Source organism: Mesorhizobium captivum (genome assembly GCF_033977165.1).
Taxonomy (GTDB): domain Bacteria; phylum Pseudomonadota; class Alphaproteobacteria; order Rhizobiales; family Rhizobiaceae; genus Mesorhizobium; species Mesorhizobium captivum.
Map to the genome: position 1 here is coordinate 60,464 of NZ_JAVIJB010000012.1, position 18,021 is coordinate 78,484.

The 18,021-nt window shown below is 64.2% G+C and carries 19 protein-coding genes; 10 read left to right on the plus strand and 9 right to left on the minus strand.

Annotation, left to right across the window (positions count from 1 at the left end; all coding sequences use genetic code 11):
* Nucleotides 1–197: 197 nt before the first annotated feature.
* Entirely contained in the window at nt 198–791 is a 594-nt protein-coding gene (locus RFM40_RS12755) for a hypothetical protein (protein WP_320226312.1), read from the plus strand.
* Between the two features lie 62 nt (nt 792–853).
* Here the strand turns inward: RFM40_RS12755 and RFM40_RS12760 are convergent, their stop codons facing one another.
* Nucleotides 854–1,462, minus strand: coding sequence for a TetR/AcrR family transcriptional regulator (locus tag RFM40_RS12760; protein WP_320226373.1), 609 nt, complete (start codon nt 1,460–1,462; stop codon nt 854–856).
* A 148-nt stretch (nt 1,463–1,610) separates the two neighbouring features.
* Here RFM40_RS12760 and RFM40_RS12765 point away from each other — a divergent pair, with 148 nt between their 5' ends.
* Nucleotides 1,611–2,378, plus strand: coding sequence for an NIPSNAP family protein (locus RFM40_RS12765; RefSeq protein ID WP_320226311.1), 768 nt, complete (start codon nt 1,611–1,613; stop codon nt 2,376–2,378).
* A 6-nt stretch (nt 2,379–2,384) separates the two neighbouring features.
* On the opposite strand, the gene RFM40_RS12770 is transcribed toward RFM40_RS12765, so the two are convergent.
* Both RFM40_RS12770 and choX read right to left on the minus strand, forming a co-directional pair.
* Nucleotides 2,385–3,221: an alpha/beta fold hydrolase gene (locus RFM40_RS12770; RefSeq protein WP_320226310.1), complete on the minus strand. Its 837-nt coding sequence runs from the start codon at nt 3,219–3,221 to the stop codon at nt 2,385–2,387.
* Nucleotides 3,218–4,156, minus strand: coding sequence for a choline ABC transporter substrate-binding protein (choX, locus tag RFM40_RS12775; RefSeq protein ID WP_320226309.1), 939 nt, complete (start codon nt 4,154–4,156; stop codon nt 3,218–3,220). The genes RFM40_RS12770 and choX overlap by 4 nt, the downstream gene beginning before the upstream one ends.
* An 86-nt stretch (nt 4,157–4,242) precedes the next feature.
* On the opposite strand from choX, the gene betI reads away from it, so the two are divergent.
* Both betI and RFM40_RS12785 read left to right on the plus strand, forming a co-directional pair.
* On the plus strand, nt 4,243–4,893 hold the full coding sequence (gene betI, locus RFM40_RS12780; protein ID WP_320226308.1) for a choline-binding transcriptional repressor BetI: 651 nt from the start codon (nt 4,243–4,245) through the stop codon (nt 4,891–4,893).
* 86 nt (nt 4,894–4,979) lie between these two features.
* Nucleotides 4,980–5,756, plus strand: a complete 777-nt coding sequence (locus RFM40_RS12785; protein ID WP_320277630.1) for an SDR family NAD(P)-dependent oxidoreductase — start codon at nt 4,980–4,982, stop codon at nt 5,754–5,756.
* Here the strand turns inward: RFM40_RS12785 and RFM40_RS12790 are convergent.
* Together RFM40_RS12790 and RFM40_RS12795 are read right to left on the minus strand one after the other, a co-directional pair.
* Nucleotides 5,741–6,394, minus strand: coding sequence for a LysR substrate-binding domain-containing protein (locus RFM40_RS12790; RefSeq protein ID WP_320226306.1), 654 nt, complete (start codon nt 6,392–6,394; stop codon nt 5,741–5,743). The two genes, RFM40_RS12785 and RFM40_RS12790, sit on opposite strands and share 16 nt — an antisense overlap.
* Nucleotides 6,385–6,651, minus strand: a complete 267-nt coding sequence (locus RFM40_RS12795; RefSeq protein WP_320226305.1) for a LysR family transcriptional regulator — start codon at nt 6,649–6,651, stop codon at nt 6,385–6,387. Before RFM40_RS12795 ends, RFM40_RS12790 begins: the two co-directional genes overlap by 10 nt.
* Before the next feature lie 168 nt (nt 6,652–6,819).
* Here RFM40_RS12795 and RFM40_RS12800 point away from each other — a divergent pair, with 168 nt between their 5' ends.
* From RFM40_RS12800 to RFM40_RS12815, 4 genes are all read left to right on the plus strand, one after another.
* Complete coding sequence (locus RFM40_RS12800) at nt 6,820–7,299, plus strand: cupin domain-containing protein (RefSeq protein ID WP_320226304.1); 480 nt, start codon at nt 6,820–6,822, stop codon at nt 7,297–7,299.
* A gap of 267 nt (nt 7,300–7,566) precedes the next feature.
* Nucleotides 7,567–8,964: a class II fumarate hydratase gene (gene fumC, locus RFM40_RS12805; RefSeq protein ID WP_320226303.1), complete on the plus strand. Its 1,398-nt coding sequence runs from the start codon at nt 7,567–7,569 to the stop codon at nt 8,962–8,964.
* A 189-nt stretch (nt 8,965–9,153) separates the two neighbouring features.
* Complete coding sequence (locus tag RFM40_RS12810) at nt 9,154–9,576, plus strand: DoxX family protein (RefSeq protein WP_320226302.1); 423 nt, start codon at nt 9,154–9,156, stop codon at nt 9,574–9,576.
* A 123-nt stretch (nt 9,577–9,699) separates the two neighbouring features.
* Entirely contained in the window at nt 9,700–10,122 is a 423-nt protein-coding gene (locus RFM40_RS12815) for a DoxX family protein (RefSeq protein ID WP_320226301.1), read from the plus strand.
* Between the two features lie 273 nt (nt 10,123–10,395).
* On the opposite strand, the gene ppx is transcribed toward RFM40_RS12815, so the two are convergent.
* Complete coding sequence (gene ppx / locus RFM40_RS12820) at nt 10,396–11,931, minus strand: exopolyphosphatase (protein WP_320226300.1); 1,536 nt, start codon at nt 11,929–11,931, stop codon at nt 10,396–10,398.
* The gene (locus tag RFM40_RS12825; protein WP_320226299.1) at nt 11,928–14,123 is read right to left on the minus strand and encodes an RNA degradosome polyphosphate kinase; all 2,196 of its coding nucleotides are present in this window, start codon (nt 14,121–14,123) and stop codon (nt 11,928–11,930) included. The genes ppx and RFM40_RS12825 overlap by 4 nt, the downstream gene beginning before the upstream one ends.
* A gap of 237 nt (nt 14,124–14,360) precedes the next feature.
* On the opposite strand from RFM40_RS12825, the gene RFM40_RS12830 reads away from it, so the two are divergent.
* Entirely contained in the window at nt 14,361–14,606 is a 246-nt protein-coding gene (locus tag RFM40_RS12830) for a zinc-finger domain-containing protein (RefSeq protein WP_126100681.1), read from the plus strand.
* Nucleotides 14,607–14,634: 28 nt separating this feature from the next.
* Nucleotides 14,635–15,855 (plus strand): FAD-dependent monooxygenase, encoded by a 1,221-nt coding sequence (locus RFM40_RS12835; protein WP_320226298.1) that lies wholly within the window; start codon nt 14,635–14,637, stop codon nt 15,853–15,855.
* A 127-nt stretch (nt 15,856–15,982) separates the two neighbouring features.
* On the opposite strand, the gene RFM40_RS12840 is transcribed toward RFM40_RS12835, so the two are convergent.
* Together RFM40_RS12840 and RFM40_RS12845 are read right to left on the minus strand one after the other, a co-directional pair.
* Nucleotides 15,983–16,786: an amino acid ABC transporter ATP-binding protein gene (locus RFM40_RS12840; RefSeq protein ID WP_142867061.1), complete on the minus strand. Its 804-nt coding sequence runs from the start codon at nt 16,784–16,786 to the stop codon at nt 15,983–15,985.
* Nucleotides 16,787–16,862: 76 nt separating this feature from the next.
* Nucleotides 16,863–18,020: an amino acid ABC transporter permease gene (locus RFM40_RS12845; RefSeq protein WP_320226297.1), complete on the minus strand. Its 1,158-nt coding sequence runs from the start codon at nt 18,018–18,020 to the stop codon at nt 16,863–16,865.
* Nucleotide 18,021: the final 1 nt, after the last annotated feature.

The following is an 18,021-nucleotide window of genomic DNA, read 5'->3' on the forward strand; positions in this document are numbered from 1 at the left end:
CATGGCGACCTTTCGCGCCTAATGCATGTCGCGCAAAAGTGCGCAGCGGTTTTGCGAAAACGACATGCATAAAAACAAAGACTTAAAGCGCGTCGCCGGAATCCGTTTCAGTGCGACGCGCTTTAAGCGCGGGTCGACACAGCCACCTCGGTCTGCCATTGCTTCAGGGGCAACCTGAGCGAGCAGAGGAGGACAGCATGAGAACCAAAACGTTCGGCATGATGGTCGCCGCGCTGGCACTTGCCGGCTCGGCGCAGGCGGCCGACTGCGTCGACGCCAAGTCCGCCAAGACGGGCTTCGTGCTGGAAAAGCCCGGCATCCGCAGCGAATTCCGGCCGGCGCCGGGCGGCATGGTCGCGGTCGTCAACGACTACCAGTCGCAATCGCCGCAGACGCAGTATCTCTACGCCGGGCTGATCGAGGTCTTTCGCGACAGCGACACCGGCCGGCTGTCGATGATCCCGCTCGGCGACATCAAGAAGCTGTTTCCGCTGAAGGCCGGCGCCAAGAGCAAGACCGAGTTCGTGCGGTTGTCGGCGAAGAAGGCGCCGAAGGGCACCGAAACCCTGGCGCTCTCCGTCAGGGGCAAGGAGACCTACAAGCTGGGTGACTGCAAATACAGCGTGCTGGCGGTGAGCGAGATGATCACCGGCGATTCCGGCGCGGTGGTCGACAGCTTCACCGCGCTCTATTCGCCGGATCTGCAGGCGGTGCTGGCGCGGCGCTATGACGAGGGTACCAGCGCGCAGAGCGAGGTGGGATTCGAGACGATCAAGGCGTTGCGGGAGTAGTGCTGGCTTCTTAAGTTCTCAAGCGAAGGCGATCCTTCACACCCCCTCTGTCCCGCCTGCGTCTATCGCAGCAACACTCTGCGGCGTCGCCTCGCTGTCGGTCCGCCCGAAGACGGGTGCACACTCTCCAATCCCTTCAAGCACTCCCGCAAAACCGCCGCATCCTGCGATGTCTTGGCCATCGACATAGCGCCGGAATAGGCCGCCACAGTCAGCGCTGCAAAACGCTCCGGATCGGTTGCGCCCTCCCCGCCGTCCAGTTGGTCGGCCCGGATCTTATCAGCTATTGCCTGGCGCCAATTGGCAAAGATCCTGACCAGCGCCGCACGGAATTCGTCGTCCGCCAGCGAAAGCTCGTGCGCGAGATTGTTGAGCGGGCAGCCGCGCACATAGCCCTGCTGCTCCAGTTCCACCGCCACCGCCTCGAACACGGCGCGAACGCCGTCGCGCGCCGAAGGCGCCGCCCGCACCGGGGTTATCCAGGTTTCCTCTACAGCTGCCGCAACACGCTCCTCGATCACCGCCAGCGCCAGCGCCTTCTTGGTCGGGAAATGGTGGTGCAGCGCGCCGCCCGTGACGCCGGCCGCCGCCATCAGATCGCCGAGGCTCGAGGCGTGATAGCCGCGCGCCTGGAAGGAGTCTTCCGCCACGTCGAGCACACGGCGGCGCATGCCTTCCGGATCGTTGGTGCGCTTTTTGCGCTGCGAGCGCGGCTGAGCTGCAATCTCTCCTGACATGCCGCCAAGATATCAGATTGACAAAACAGGACAACCGGTCTGTTTATAAACAGGACGATTAGCCTGTTTTGAGATTTTGATCATGAACCGAGCCTCCAGCGCCCCTCACTTTGCCTCACCTGTCGTCGAACTCCGCCAATACACGCTGAAGCCCGGCCAGCGCGAAACGCTGATTGCGCTGTTCGACCGGGAGTTCGTCGAGACGCAGGAGGCGTCCGGCATGACCGTCATCGGCCAATTCCGCGACCTAGACCGCCCCGACATGTTCGTCTGGCTGCGCGGCTTCGAGGACATGGAGGCCAGGACGGACGCGCTGACCGCCTTCTATGGCGGGCCGGTGTGGACCGGGCATCGCGACGCCGCCAATGCGACGATGATCGATTCCGACGATGTGCTGCTTTTGAAACCGGCGTGGAAAGATGCGGGCTTCGATCTGTCGGGACTGCGGCGGCCCGCCGCTGCCGAAACCGGAAAACAAAGCCAGGAGAGTCACTTAGCGGGTATTGTTGAGATTTCGATTGATTATTTGCGGCCTGGCACCGAGGTCGGCTTTGCCGAGCGTTTCCAGGCGGAGGCGGTTCCGCAGCCCTCGGCAAATGGTGCCCGGCTGCTCGGCACCTTCGTCAGCGAGCATGCCGAAAACACATTTCCGCGCCTGCCGGTGAGAGCCGGTGAAAACGTCTTCGTCGCGGTCACCCGTTTCGACGACGAAGGGGCGCACGACCGATGCCAGGCGACTCTCGCCGCTTCGCCGGCATGGCAAGCGTTTCGCGAGGCCGCGCGGGCCGATACCGCGAAGCCAACCGAGACGCTGCGCCTGACGCCGACGGCCCGATCGCTGCTGAGGTGATCACGCTTACGCGTTCTGAAACGTCCCGGCGATCGCGTCGGCGACAAGGGCGGGATCCTCCCAATGCGGGTTGTGACCGCAATCCTGCGCCCAGACGAGACGTGATCCGGCCAGTGCTTCAACCAGGGCTTGCTGGTGCGCTTCGCCGAAAAGCGGATCGCAGGCACCCGCTATGACCAGCGTCCGGACCCGCACGGCCCGCACCGCGGCGGTCAGATCAGTCCGGCGGATTTCTTCGAGAATAGCGCGCCAGCGCGCCGCCGGCATGGCCGAAGCATCCGCCGCCAGGCCGGCAAGAAAGGCCTGCGGCACGCCGGGCCCGCAGGCATGCCACCAGTCGTAGAACGGATCGGCTAGCGAGATGGGATCGCGCAGCGCCGCGACGCCGGCGACGAGGGGATGGTCCGGAAGGAAATCGGTCTTCAGCGTGCCGGCCATGACCACCAGCCCGCCGATCAGTTCCGGATGCCGCGCCGCAAGCGCAATCGAAACCATGGCGCCAAGCGAATGGCCGACGACGACCGGCCGCTCGACCCGCAAGCGACGGATCAGCCCGGCCATGTCTTCGGCGAAATCGGCTACGGCGCAGCCCTCGCCCGCCTGCGAGGCGCCATGGCCGCGCAGGTCGGGCATGATCAGCCGGCGGCCGGAAAGATGCGGCGCAAGCAGCGAGAAGCTGCGGCTGGTGTCGGTGAAGCCGTGGACGAGCAGCAGCGACGGCTCCGAACCGGCGACCTCGACATAGGCAAGATCGAGGCCACCGACATCGACGAACCGCTTGCGGCCGGCCCAGGCGCCCTGCTCGGCCTGTTGCTCCGGCAGGTCCAATGCCTCCGGCTTCACAGTCCGAGCTTTTCCTTGACCGCGGCAAGGCCGGGCTTGCCCTCGAAAGTGGTGACGCCGGCGAGCCAGGCGTCGAGGCGGTCCTTGTTCAGGGTGATCGACTTCAGGGCGCCTTCCTCCGGCTTCATGCCGTCATTGATGAGGTAGCCCATGCCGACATTCTCCAGATCGATGTCGAAGGCGAGGTTGTTCAGGAACTGCGCCACATTCGGGCATTGCTGCAGAAAACCCTTGCGCACCTGCGTCGTCACGGTGGCGGCGCCGAAATTCGGGCCGAAGAACTTGTCGCCGCCGGTCAGGTACTTGAAGTCGTACATCGTGTTCATCGGATGCGGCGCCCAGCCCTGGAAGACGATGAACTGCTTCTCCTTGATCTCGTAGCCGACCTCCGAGAGCATGCCGGCTTCGCTCGACTCGACCACCTGCCAGCCGTCGAGCTGGAACTGAGGGTCGGCGATGGCGTCCATCATCAGCTGGTTCGAGCCGGGCTCGATGCCGTACATCTTCTTGCCGAACTTGTCGGCGAACTTGTGCAGGTCGGCCACGTCCTTGACGCCGGCTTCCCAGACATAGGTCGGCACGGCGAAGGTGTATTTGGCGCCGACCAGATTGACGCGGACGTTCTCGATCGAGCCGTCCTTCTTGTAGGGCTCGTAGTAGGTGACCATCGCCGGGTCCCAGTAGCCGAGGAACAGGTCGAGGTCTTTGTTCTTCATGCCTTCGTAGATGACGTTGATGCCGAGCACCTCGCTCTGCGGCTCATAGCCCAGCGCCTGGAGCAGGACCTTGGCCACGCCGGTGGTGAAGGCGAGATCGTTCCAGCCAGGCTCGGCCATGCGGACAGCCCTGCACTCGTCCGCCTCGGCCGCATAGGCGGTTTGAGCGGCTAGCATCAAGGCAGCGAGACAAACGCCATTCGCAAGCATGCGCAACATTCCGGTTCTCCTCATATCGACCATTTGTTTGACCATCTGGTCATATTATTGTCCCATTGGTCAATTGTTGATCTGAGCGGACGAAAATGTCAACATGGATTCGCAATGCATGGATCGATCCGGTGAAGCTCACGCGTCTCAGCGACATACGCCGTAAGGAGTTGCGGCAGGCGGCCTTCGCGGTACTGGAGCGCGAGGGTATTGCCGGCGCCACGCTGGAAAAGGTGGCGGCCCAGGCCGGCGCCTCGAAAGGCATCGTGCTGCATTATTTCCGCAACAAGCAGGAATTGTTCGAGCACGCGATGCGCGAGGCAAATGCCGTGCTGTGCAACGCGGTGGTAGCGCGGCTCAAGCGGGCGCGGACTTCGATGGAGCGGCTGGACGCGGTGATCGAGGGCAATTTCGAGGAGCATCTGTTCCTGCCGCCTCTCTGCCACGCCTGGCTTTCGCTCTGCGCCGAGGTGCCGCGCGACGAGAAGCTGGCGCGCATCCAGAAGGTGATCCACGCGCGCATGCGCTCGAACCTGTTGTCCGGCCTGCGCGGCCTCGCATCGCCGGAACTGGTCGACGAGATCGTGCTCGGCGTCACTGCGCTGATCGACGGGCTGTGGCTGAGGCTCGGCCTGCAGCCGGGCAGCGTCACACGCGAGCAGGCTATCCGGCAGGTGAAGGACTATGTCGCGGGGCGGCTTGCCCTGAGACAACCTGCTGCCGCCGGCCTGGCCTCGGTCGGATAAAGTTCATACCGGACGATAGGGCTTCGGGTTGACCACCCGCACCATTCGGCGCTGCATTCCTGCGCGACAATTGCAGGAGCATGGCGATGCGACTTCACGGCAAGCGGGCGCTGATCACCGGCGGGTCGGACGGCATCGGCCTGGCGATCGCCGAAGCTTTTGTCCGCGAAGGCGCCGGTGTGCTGATCGTCGGCCGCGATGCCGGCAAGCTGGAGACCGCGCGCGACACGCTGACCGGAGAGGCTAAAGGCGGCGACACCGTCGAGACGCTCTCGGCCGATCTCGCCGCCAGCGCCGGCATCGATGCCGTGGCAGCCCATATCAGCCAATCCGGCCGGCCGCTCGACGTCCTCGTCAACAATGCCGGCGTCGCCTATTTCGTGCCGTTCGAAGCGGTCAGCGAGGAAGAGTTCCATCAGTCCTTCGCGCTCAATGTGACGGCGGCGTTCTTCCTCACGCAGCGGCTGCTGCCGCATCTGGGCGGCAGCGCTTCGGTCATCAACATCTCGTCCTACTTCGCCAACAAGATGATCCCGAAGCGGCCGTCGAGCCTCTATTCGCTGTCGAAAGGCGCGATGAATTCGCTGACCAAGTCGCTCGCCTTCGAGCTCGGCCCGCACGGCATCCGCGTCAACGCCATCGCGCCCGGCACGGTCGACACCGCCATGCGGCGGAAGTCGATCGTCACCTTGCCGCAACAGGCGCAAGACGATCTCACGGCCTATGTCGAGCGGAGCTATCCGCTCGGCCGCATCGGCCGACCCAGCGATATCGCCGGCATGGCTGTGTATCTGGCTAGCGACGAAGCCGCGTGGACCAGCGGCGCGATATTTGCCGTCGATGGCGGCTACACGGCGGGATAAGGTTGTATATCCGCCATGCCGTCCCAGTCCTTGAATCCGAGTTTCCCCACTTCATCCAGAACCTGCTCGCGGACCCAGCGATGCGGCGGCTCGTCGTCGCGGCGGGCGTGCCAGTACATCCTGACCGCAGGCGAAGGTATCGAGATCGGCGGTTGATAAATGCCGATCGGCAAGGATTTTGCGGCTGCCGTCGCGAACTGCATTGGGACGGCGGCCAGATAAGGCCCGCTCGCCACCGCGAGCGCAACGGCCTGGAAATGCGGCAGGGCGAGCGTGACCCGGCGCGTCCGGCCCATCCTGCCCAGCGCGTCATCGGTGAAGCCCGACATCGAGCCATCGATGGAGCGCAGCGCATGCGGCAGTTCGCAGAAGAGACCGAGCGGCACCTGCTCGCCCTCGCGAATGCCAGCCTGGCGTAGCTCGACATTGTCTTTCGCCGCGATGATGGCGAAGGGCGAGCCGAACAGCGGCACGCTGGAGACCCATTCGGCGACCTCCAGCGGACGCTCCAGCGCCACATCGATCTGATCTTCCTGCAGCAGCCTGGAGACATCGCCGATGGCGCTATCGAGGAAACGGAACGAGACGCGCGGTGCCATCGCCGCGATGCGGGCGGCGAATGGCGGCATCAGCAACATGGAAAAAAGTCCGCGCCCATGAAGGTGAAGGTGCGTTCGAGTCTCGCCGGATCGAAGCCGGTCGTGGGCTGGAAGGCGCGCTCGATCTCGCGCAGCGCCGAGCGCACCGGCTCGGCCAGGCTTTCGGCGCGCGGCGTCGGCACCATATCGTTGCCGCGCCTCACGAAAAGCTGGTCGTTGAGCGCATGGCGCAGGCGGTTGAGCGCCGCGCTCACGGCTGGCTGGCTGAGGCCGATCTGCTCGCCGGCGCGCGTCACGCTCTTCCGCGCAGCAGCGCGTCGAGGACCCTCACCAGATTGAGATCCAGCGCGTTCAAATTCATCGCATCAATTCGCCCCATACGATCATTCGATTTCCATCGCCCGCCCGTCCTTGGTTAGGTCGCGCCGACGCCGCTTTGCCGGCCCAACAAGGGAAGAGCAGCCATGACAATGATCAACAGCGCCATCACAGGCAAGGAACTCCTTTGGTTCAACAACACGCTCGTTGCCATCCAGGTCTCCGCGGCCGACGGCGAGGACGGCATCTGCGTCATCGAGCATCGCCTGCCCTATGGCGATTCTCCACCGCTGGATGTGCACCGGAACGAGGATGAGATTTTTCACATCATCGAGGGACGGATGCGGTTCCAGATCAACGGCCATGAGCGGATCGTCGGCTCCGGCGAGACCGTCATCGCGCCGAAAGGCCTGCCGCATACGTTCAAGGTCGAATCCCCGGAAGGCGCGCACACGCTCACCGTCACGCGCGGCTCGGATTTCGAGACGATGGTTCGCAAGGCGAGCCGGCCGGCGAAACGGCCGGACCTGCCGCCGCCGGCCGAGCCGACGCCCGAGATGATCGCGACGCTGACAAGGCTATGTGCGGAGAACGGCATCGATCTCGTCGGGCCGCCGATGGGGTAGAAATCTCCCCCCTCGAGGGGGGAGATGGCCGGCAGGCCAGAGGGGGTCGTCTCGCCTGGAGCGCCGACGTCCATTCGCGCCTTGAAAGTACGCCGCAGCAGTTCGAGCGACCCCCTCTGTCGCCTGAGGCGACATCTCCCCCTCAAGGGGGGAGACTACCGGCGCCCCCTTCAAACGATTTGCATCATCACCGCCCGCAATCTCCGCTTGATGCGTTTTGTGCAACGCGATACGCCGTTGCGCACATCGACAGACCGGAGATTTCCCGTGAGCGCTGAGAAGACCAGAACCGAAACCGATACGTTCGGTCCCATCGAGGTCGCGGCCGACCGCTACTGGGGCGCGCAGGCGCAGCGTTCGCTGGGCAATTTCAAGATCGGCTGGGAAAAGCAGCCGGCCTCGATCGTGCGGGCGCTCGGCGTCATCAAGCGCGCTGCGGCCGAAGTGAACATGGAGATGAAGCGGCTGGATCCAGCCGTCGGCAAGGCGATCGTCGAGGCCGCGCAGGAAGTGATCGACGGCAAGCTCGACGAGCATTTTCCGCTGGTGGTGTGGCAGACGGGCTCGGGCACGCAATCCAACATGAATGCCAACGAAGTGATCTCCAACCGGGCGATCGAGATGCTCGGCGGCGTCATGGGGTCGAAGAAGCCGGTACATCCGAACGACCACGTCAATATGAGCCAGTCGTCGAACGACACCTACCCGACGGCCATGCACATCGCCTGCGCCGAGCGGGTCGCGCACCATCTGATCCCTGCCTTGCACCACCTGCACAAGGCGCTCGACGCCAAAGCCCGCGCCTTCAATCACATCATCAAGATCGGCCGCACCCACACGCAGGACGCCACACCGCTGACGCTCGGCCAGGAATTTTCCGGCTATGCCGCGCAGGTCGCCTCCTCGATCAAGCGCATCCAGCTGACGCTGCCCGCCCTGCAGGAACTGGCGCAGGGCGGCACGGCCGTCGGCACCGGTCTCAACGCGCCTGTCGGCTTTGCCGAGAAGGTGGCGGACCGCATCGCTTCCATCACCGGCATTTCCTTCGTCACCGCGCCGAACAAGTTCGAGGCGCTGGCCGCGCATGATTCCATGGTGTTCTCGCATGGCGCGGTCAACGCGGCGGCCGCCGCGCTGTTCAAGATCGCCAACGATATCCGCTTCCTCGGCTCCGGCCCGCGCTCGGGCCTCGGCGAGCTTTCGCTGCCGGAGAACGAGCCGGGCTCCTCGATCATGCCCGGCAAGGTCAACCCGACGCAGTGCGAGGCGCTGACGCAAGTCTGCGTGCAGGTGTTCGGCAACAATGCCGCGCTCACCTTCGCCGGCAGCCAGGGCCATTTCGAGCTCAACGTCTATAACCCGCTGATGGCCTACAATTTCCTGCAGTCGGTGCAGTTGCTCGCCGACGCCTCAGTCTCCTTCACCGACAATTGCGTGGTCGGCATCGAGGCGCGGGAAGACAACATCAAGGCGGCGCTCGACCGCTCGCTTATGCTGGTGACGGCACTGGCCCCCACCATCGGCTACGACAACGCCGCCAAGATCGCCAAGACGGCGCACAAGAACGGCACCACGCTGCGCGAGGAAGCCCTTGCTACCGGGCTGGTCAGCGAAGCCGATTACGATCGGCTGGTGCGGCCGGAGGACATGACGCATCCGGGTTAAGCGTTGAGAGGCATTTGGCGACGGGAGAATTTTACTCCCGCAGCCAAGTCAGACGAAACGAATTTCGCGCCGATTGCCCGATCGCAGAAACATATAATCTGTGAACAATGTGTCGCCGTATAGGCGGCTTTGGTGAACAGTCTTCGTCGTCTATCTGACTGGGCATTCAACCCCATTCGGAGACTCGCCATGTCCATCAACACTTCCGCCGCTACCGCCGGCACCGCGTCCAACAGTTCCTTCACCATCCTGCTCGGCCGTATCCTGCTCGCGGTCATCTTCCTGCTTTCCGGCTTCGGCAAGCTCACCGCCATTTCCGGCACTGCTGCCTATTTCGGCAGCATGGGTCTGCCGGTGCCGACTGTAACGGCCGTTGTCGTCGGCCTGATCGAGTTGCTCGGCGGCCTTGCCATTCTTGTTGGCTTCCAGACCCGCATCGCCGCGTGGGTGCTCGCCATCTTCACGATCGCTACCGGGCTGGTCGCCCATACCGGCTGGGCCGATCAGATGCAGATGATCCAGTTCCTCAAGAACCTCGCCATCACCGGCGGCTTCATCCTGCTCGCCTCCTCGGGCGCCGGCGCCTACTCGATCGACGCCAAGCGCGACTGAAGTTTTTTCCTCCCAGACTGAAACGAAAGCCGGCGCGGAATTTTCCGCGCCGCTTTTTCGTTTTCCGGTTGCAGGCGTAGACTGCGCCGGCAGCCGGCATGATGCCGGCAAGGGAGGTGACCAATGCCCCGCAACGCATTGCTTCTCGTCTCGCGGCTGCTGCTCGCCGCGTTGTTCGTGCCCTCCGGTTTCCAGGCGCTCACCAACATCGCCGGCACGACCAGCTATTTCGCCGGCCTCGGCCTGCCGCTGCCGACTTTAGCCGCCTGGGGCACCGGCCTGTTCGAGCTGATCGCCGGATTGTTGATCCTCGTCGGCTTCCAGACACGGATCGCAGCACTGCTGCTTGCCGCCTTCTCGATCGCCGCCGGCTTTATCGGCCATTACGGTCAGGGCGCCGACGACGCGACTTTAGCCTTCATGCACCAGCAGATGCTGATGAAGGACATTGCAATTGCCGGCGGCTTCCTGGCGCTCGCCATGGCCGGCGCAGGCACATGGTCGGCCGACGGGCGGAGCGTCGGCATCGGCGCCGAGGTGACGTGAAACTTTTAGCGTCGGCGCTGCCCCTCATCTGGCTGCCGCCATCTTCTCCCCGTTTTACGGGGAGAAGGACGCTCTCATCGCTGCTTTCGCCAACCGCAAGCATTGCAGAAGAGCGCCGGCGTCGCAGCCATTCCCTTGTCCCCGTCACTATACGGGGAGAAGGTGCCGGCAGGCGGATAGGGGCAGCGCCAACGTCGACAAATATCGGTGCACCGTTGCAATCGAATTGGACGAGGACAGTTGTGCACCCCGTCGCAAATGCCTTGGGAACCGCTATTTCACCGAAACACTTGGACCCCCCTCGACCGCCAGCACCAGGCGGCGGTTGGTGATGCGCGCCAATTGCGCCAGCCGCCCGGCGGGGCGTTCGCCATAAAGGTTGGCGAGAGACGCCGGCAGCACCAGCGCCAGCGCGCCGTTGCCGCGGCTTTCCCATTTCAGCCGCGGCATGACGCCCGGCATCGCCGCCGTCAGCAGGTAGACGACACGCATCATCGCCGCCAGCGCACGCGCTCGCTCGAGCACACGCGGCGGCGCCAGCGCCTTGATCTCGGGCGCGATGCTATCGTTGAAGATGCCGTCATGCCGGTAGGCGCTGGCTAAAGCCAGATAGGCGCGGCCGGGATGGTCGACCCCGATGAAGGACGCATGGGCGATGATGTTGAGCGACTGCCTGCCGCGATATTCCGGGTGCGCGCGCCAGCCGATATCGGCGAGCAGGCAGGCGGCGTGGCGGTAGCGCGCCTCGTCCACCGTCTCGTCGATGCCGAAGGCCTTGAAGGCCTTGCCGGTCCATTCGACGAGGTCGTGCGCGTGGTGGACCGAGCGCGAGCGCAAAAGCGCCAGCTCTTCGGCGGCCGAGATCAGCGGATCGGCTTTCTGCTCGGCCGCGTCGAGCAGCGAATAGAGGAAGCCTTCGCGCACGCCCTGGGCCGAGACGACGATCTTCGACGGCTGCATCGCCGCCATGATCTCCTGCAGCACGACCGCGCCGTAAGGTAAGAGCGAGCGGCGGTTCTTGGAGACGCCCTCGATGCCCCGGACCTTCTCGACCTCGCCCTTTGCCACCTGCCTGAGGAAGCTCTGGGCGCTATCGGCGCCGATCTCGTAATGATGCATCACGCCGAGCGGGTAGTTGTTCATCTCCATGTGCAGCCGGGCGAGGTTTCGCCAAGTGCCGCCGACGGCGTAGAAGACCCTGCCCTGCCCGCCCTTCAAAAGCTTCGCCCGCGCCAGTTCCTGGCGGGCGATCTTCTGTGCCTGGACCAGCGAGTTCTTCGCCATATCCTGCAGGCGCAGGCCGCCGAGCGGCAGCGTGATGCCGTCGCCGATCGCCTCGCCATTTATGTCGACGAGCTCCAGGCTGCCGCCGCCAAGGTCGCCGGCGATGCCGTTGGCCGGATAGAAGCCGGAGATGACGCCGAGCGCGGAATAGTGCGCCTCCTGCCTGCCGGAGAGCACGCGGATCTCGGTCTTCAGCACGTCCTCGGCGCGGTGGATGAAATCCGGGCCGTTGACCGCCTCGCGCGCCGCCGCGGTCGCCAGCACATACATGTGCTCGGCGCCGGCCTGATCCGAAAGCGCGCGGAAACGGCGGAACTCCTCCATTGAGCGCGTCACCGCCTCGGGATCGAGCTTGCCCGTCGAAACGATGCCGCGACCAAGCCCGGCCAGCATCTTTTCGTTGAACAAAAGCGTCGGCGAGCGCGCCAGCCCTTCATAGACGACGAGGCGGATCGAGTTCGACCCGATGTCGATGATCGACAACGGCCGCCGGTCCTGAAGCCGGCCCTGGGAAATTGAAATCACGCGGCGGCGTTCTTCTTGCGGCGCTTGAACTGGGCAATGCGCCTGGGCGCATGCGATTTCAGCGCGTCACCCCGTCCGGAGAGGCTCGGATTGGTCATGAAATATTCCTGCGCGTTGAACGGTTCCTCGCCCTCCTCCAGCGCGACGCGCCGGGAGGTGCCGTCAGCCAATACGTCGAAACTTTGCTGGTTGTCCATGATGTTGCCGAGCATGATCTGGCCAAGCACCTGTTCATGCACAGTTGGATTGGTGATCGGCACCAGAGTCTCGACCCGGCGGTCGAGATTGCGCGGCATAATGTCGGCCGAGGAGATGTAGACGATCGCCTCGTCCGACGGCAGGCCGTAGCCGTTGCCGAAGCAGTAGATGCGGCTGTGCTCGAGGAAGCGGCCGACGATCGACTTCACCCTGATGTTCTCTGAAAGACCCGGCACCTGCGGCCTCAGGCAGCAGATGCCGCGTACGACGAGGTCGATCTCGACGCCGGCGCGGCTGGCGTCATAGAGCGCGTCGATGACGGTCGGATCGACGACCGAGTTCATCTTCATCCAGATGCGGGCCGGCCGGCCCTCGCGCGCATGGACGATCTCCTCGGAAATATGCCTCAGGATGCGGTTGCGCAACGTGAAGGGCGACACGGCAAGGCGCATCTCCTCGGCCGGTTCGGCATAGCCGGTGATGAAGTTGAAGATCTGCGCGACGTCGCGCGCGATCGTCGGATCGGTGGTGAAGAAGGACAGGTCGGTATAGATGCGGGCGGTGACCGGATGGTAGTTGCCGGTGCCGAGATGGACGTAGTTGCGCAGCCTTCCATCCTCGCGGCGCACGATCAGCGACATCTTGGCGTGGGTCTTCAATTCCAGGAAGCCGAACACGACCTGGACGCCGGCGCGCTCGAGATCGCGCGCCCAGCGGATGTTGGCCTCTTCGTCGAAGCGCGCCTTGAGCTCGACCAGCGCCGTGACCGACTTGCCGGCTTCGGCCGCGTCGATCAATGCACGCACGATCGGGCTGTCGTTCGACGTGCGGTAGAGCGTCTGCTTGATGGCGACGACTTCCGGATCGGCCGCCGCCTGGCGCAGGAACTGCACCACCACGTCGAAGGATTCATAGGGGTGGTGGACGATGATGTCCTTCTCCCGGATGGCGGCCAGGCAGTCGCCGCCATGCTCGCGGATGCGTTCGGGGAAGCGCGGATTGTAGGGCGTGAATTTGAGATCGTCGCGCGGGATGGCGACGATCTCGGAGATCTGGTTGAGCGCCAGCGGGCCGGTGAGCACGCTGATGCGGCTCGACGAGACGCCGAGCTCGCCGGCGACAAAGTCGCGCAACTCGGCCGGCATCAGCGTGTCGAATTCGATGCGGATCACGGACCCGCGGCGACGGCGCTTCAGCGCCGTCTCGAACAGCCGCACGAGATCTTCCGACTCTTCCTCGACCTCGATATCGCTGTCGCGGATGATGCGGAACGTGCCGGAGCCCTTGACCTCATAGCCGGGGAAAAGCTTGCCGATATAGAGGCCGACCGCCTCCTCCAGCGGGATGAAGCGCACATGGTGCTTGCGGTCGGGCAGACGGATGAAGCGCCGCAGCGCCACCGGCAGGCGCAGCAGCGCGCTCATCTCCTCGCCGTTCTTGCGGTGGCGCAATTGCAGCGCCATCGAGAAACCGAGATTGGGGATGAACGGGAACGGGTGCGCCGGGTCGATCGACAGCGGGGTCAGCACCGGGAAAACCTGCTCCTGGAAGTGCTCCTCCAGCCAGGCCCTCTCGTCCTTGCTGAGCCCGTCGCGGGTGATGCTCTCGATGCCTTCCTTGTTGAGCAGCTCCATCAAGGTCGACAGGCTCTTCTGCTGGTCCTCCTGCAGGCGTTCGACCTCGCGCAGCAATTGCTCGAGCTGCTGCTCGGGCGTGCGGCCGTCCGGGCTCTTCAGCGCAATGCCCTCGCGCACCTGGCCGGCGAGGCCGGCGACGCGGACCATGAAGAACTCGTCGAGATTGGCCGCCGAGATCGACAGGAAGCGGACGCGCTCGAGTAGCGGATGGCGCTCGTTCAGCGATTCCTCCAGCACGCGCCGGTTGAACTGCAGCCAGGAGAACTCCCGATTGACGAAACGGTCGGGATTGCCGCCGTCGGGGCTTGCCGCCTCGACGGTGATGAACTCGCTCTGTACAGGCCTCAATTCGGTCATGTTCCCGCTCTTGCCGCTACCGTTCTTTTCGAGCGCCCACATCGCCGGTCGTCACGGACGCTCTAACATGCCTTTGTGACGCATGATCCGTCGCGGAATCGCTCCGATTCCATGGTCATGCGCTTAACCGGCTCAACTTATCCTCTGCCAGCCTTTTGCGACAGTTTCATTTCATCGATCTTGCAAACTGCCCGGTTATGATCCAGATGCAAACGGGCCGAACTGAAGGAGACGACGATGGCAGGCGGTTCCATTCCCCATTTCCAGAACGACGCGGGCCATCCGGCGATCGACATCGGCGTCAAGGAATTCATGTGCACCGGCGCCAACCCGCCTTTCGACCATCCGCATGTGTTCCTCGACATGGGCGACGACGATGAGAAGGTCTGCCCCTATTGCTCGACCCTCTATCGCTATTCGCCGAAGCTGAAGGCGACGGAAACTCAGCCGGCCGGCTGCCTCTATATCGATCAGGCCGCCTGATCCGCAGATCATGGATGACTGCTAGATCATGGATGAGGCACGGTCCCGGCAGGTCGTCATCGCCGGGGCTGGCATCGCTGGGCTGACGTCGGCCCTTGCCTTTGCCGGGCGTGGCTATGCCGCCACGGTGCTGGAGCAGGCCGGCCAGCTCGAACCGGCAGGCGCCGGCATCCAGCTTTCCCCCAACGCGACCCGCATCCTGCGCCAGCTCGGCGCGCTCGACCGGTTACGGCTGAGTGCGATCCGGCCTGAAGCGGTGGTGCTGAAAGACGCTGCAACCTTGCGCGAGCTGGCGCGCGTGCCGCTGGGCCAGGTCGGGGAAGAGCGATGGGGCGCGCCCTATCTCGTGGCGCACCGCGCCGATCTGCAGGCGGCGCTGGCGGCGCGGGTGGCAGAGCGGCCCGAGATCCAACTCGTCACCGGAGCGCGGGTGACGGACATCGCCGTCGCGCCGCAAAATATCGTCGTCACGGCCCATAGAGATAGCGGCAGCATGGAGGCGGCCGGCGGCCTTTTGGTGGGCGCCGACGGCGTCTGGTCGTCGGTTCGGTCGCAGCTTGCCGGCAGGGAGCCCGCTTTCAGGAAAAGCCGCTTCTCCGGCGAGCTGGCCTGGCGCGCCACGGTTGCGGCGACAAGCGCCGCCGGCCAGGCGTTTGCGGCGATCGGCGCCGCCGACTGCGTCACCACCTTCCTGCATCCGGGCTTCCATATGGTCGCCTATCCGGTGAGCAGGGGCAGCGACTTCAACCTCGCCGCCTTCACCAAGGGCGAGCGCATCGCCGAAGACTGGTCGGGCCATGCCGACCCCGCCATTCTCGCCAGCTCCATGCGCGGCACGTCGGCGGCGCTGGCAAGGCTTGTCGCCTTGGCCGGGCCATGGACCGCGTTTCCGATCCACACCGTCGAGCAAAGGCGCTGGACGATGCCGGAGGGGGTGGCACTGATTGGCGACGCGGCGCATGCCATGACGCCTTTCGCGGCGCAGGGCGCGGCTATGGCGATCGAAGACGCCTCGATGCTCGCCGACCTGGTTGCCGACTTCCCGGCCGATCCGCGGCAAAGCCTCGCGATGTGGGAGAATCTCAGGCGGCCGCGCATCGAGAAGGTGCTCAGGCGCGGCGCGCTCAACCGCCTTGCCTGGCATGCCTGGGGTCCGGTCGCGATCGCGCGCAACCTGGTGCTGGCGACGCGGCCCGCGGATAAGCTCGCGACAGATTTGGACTGGCTCTACGGGTGGGAGGGGCGGTGAGCGAGGCGGTAGGCTGCCGAGACAATGAGGCGTTTGCAATAGCAGTGACCCAGCGGGCTCCACCCAGCCGGTGCGCAGCCCGACCACGGTGGCCGGGCTTTCAAATCTCAAATCGCTGTCGGATCGCTCAGTGCAGGATCTGCGACAGGAACAGTTTCGTGCGCTCGTGGCGAGGATGGTCGAAGAACTCGGCCGGCGTGTTCTGCTCGACGATCTGGCCCTGATCCATGAAGATCACCCGGTTGGCGACCTTGCGGGCGAAGCCCATCTCGTGGGTGACGCAGAGCATGGTCATGCCTTCTTCGGCGAGCCCAACCATGGTCTCCAGCACTTCCTTAATCATTTCCGGGTCGAGCGCCGAGGTCGGCTCGTCGAACAGCATGATGCGCGGGTTCATGCAGAGCGAGCGGGCGATCGCCACGCGCTGCTGCTGGCCGCCGGAGAGCTGGCCGGGATATTTGTTGGCCTGCTCTGGGATCTTGACGCGCTTCAGGAAATGCATGGCGATTTCCTCAGCCTGCTTCTTCGGCGTCTTGCGCACCCAGATCGGCGCCAGCGTGCAGTTCTCCAGGATGGTCAAATGAGGGAACAGGTTGAAGTGCTGGAACACCATACCGACCTCGCGGCGCACTTCGTCGATCTTCTTCAGGTCGTTGGTCAGTTCCTTGCCGTCGACGATGATCTTGCCCTTCTGATGCTCTTCCAACCGGTTGATGCAGCGGATCATCGTCGACTTGCCGGAGCCGGACGGACCGCAGATGACGATGCGCTCGCCGCGCATCACCTTGAGGTTGATATCCTTCAGCACGTGGAACTCGCCATACCATTTGTGCATGCCGATGATGTCGATGGCGACATCGGTGGTCGAGATGTGCATCTTCTTGGCATCGACCTTGATTTCTTCCGCGCTGACGGCGTTTTCGATAGCCATGGCCAATTCCCCTTTATCGTTGAATTTGATGCATGTCGTTATCCCAAAACCGCTACACACTTTTGGGCGACATGGATCAGCGTTTGTAACCGGTGTCGAGCCGGCGTTCGGTGTACATTGAATAGCGCGACATGCCGAAGCAGAACAGCCAGAATACGAAGGCGGCGAAGATCAGACCGGATCTGGCGGTCTGCGGCGTCGCCCAGTTGGCGTCGGACAGGTTCTGCTTGACCACGCCGAGCAGGTCGAAGATCGAGATGATGAGAACCAGGCTGGTGTCCTTGAACATGCCGATGAAGGTGTTGACAATGGCGGGAATGACCAGCTTCAGCGCCTGCGGCAGCACGATCAGCCCCATTTTCTGCCAATAGCCGAGGCCGAGCGAATCGGCGCCCTCATACTGCCCCTTCGGGATCGCCTGCAGGCCGCCGCGCACCACTTCCGCCATGTAGGCGGCGGCGAACAGCGAGACGCCGATCAGCGCTCGCAGGAACTTGTCGAAGGTGACGCCCGCGGGGAGGAACAGCGGCAGCATGACGCTGGCGAAGAACAGCACCGTGATCAGCGGAATGCCGCGCACGAACTCGATGAAGATGACGCACAAGAGCCTGACGATCGGCATCTTCGATCTGCGGCCGAGCGCCAGCACGGTGCCGAGCGGCAGCGACACGACAATGCCGACGAAGGAAAGGCTGAGCGTGACCAGGAGGCCGCCCCAGCGTGACGTCTCGACTTGAGGCAAGCCGAACACGCCGCCGGACAGGAGAAAGAAGGAGACGACCGGCAACACCAGGAAAAGCAGGATGGCGTTCAGCCCCTTACGCGGCACGCGCGGGATCAGCATCGGTACCAGAAGCGCCACCAACAGGACGGCGACCAGGATCGGCCGCCAGCGCTCCTCGATCGGATAGGTACCGAAGATGAACTGCCCGAACTTGGCGTTGACGAAGGCCCAGCAGGCGCCGCTCCAGCCGTCAGGCTGGATACCGCCCTGCGCGACCGTGGCACAGACCGTGCGGTTCGGCCCGGTCCATTGTGCGCTGATGAAGGCCCAGTTGATGATCTGCGGCAAGATCCATGCGACGATGGCGATGCCGATGATGGTGAGGATGGTGTCGCCGGGCGTGGCGATCAGGTTCTTGCGCACCCAGGCGTAGGCGCCGCGCTCGGTGGGCGGCGCCGGCTGAGCGAGCGCCATCTCGGTGCGCACCCAGGACAAGTCGTGTTCCTGCATG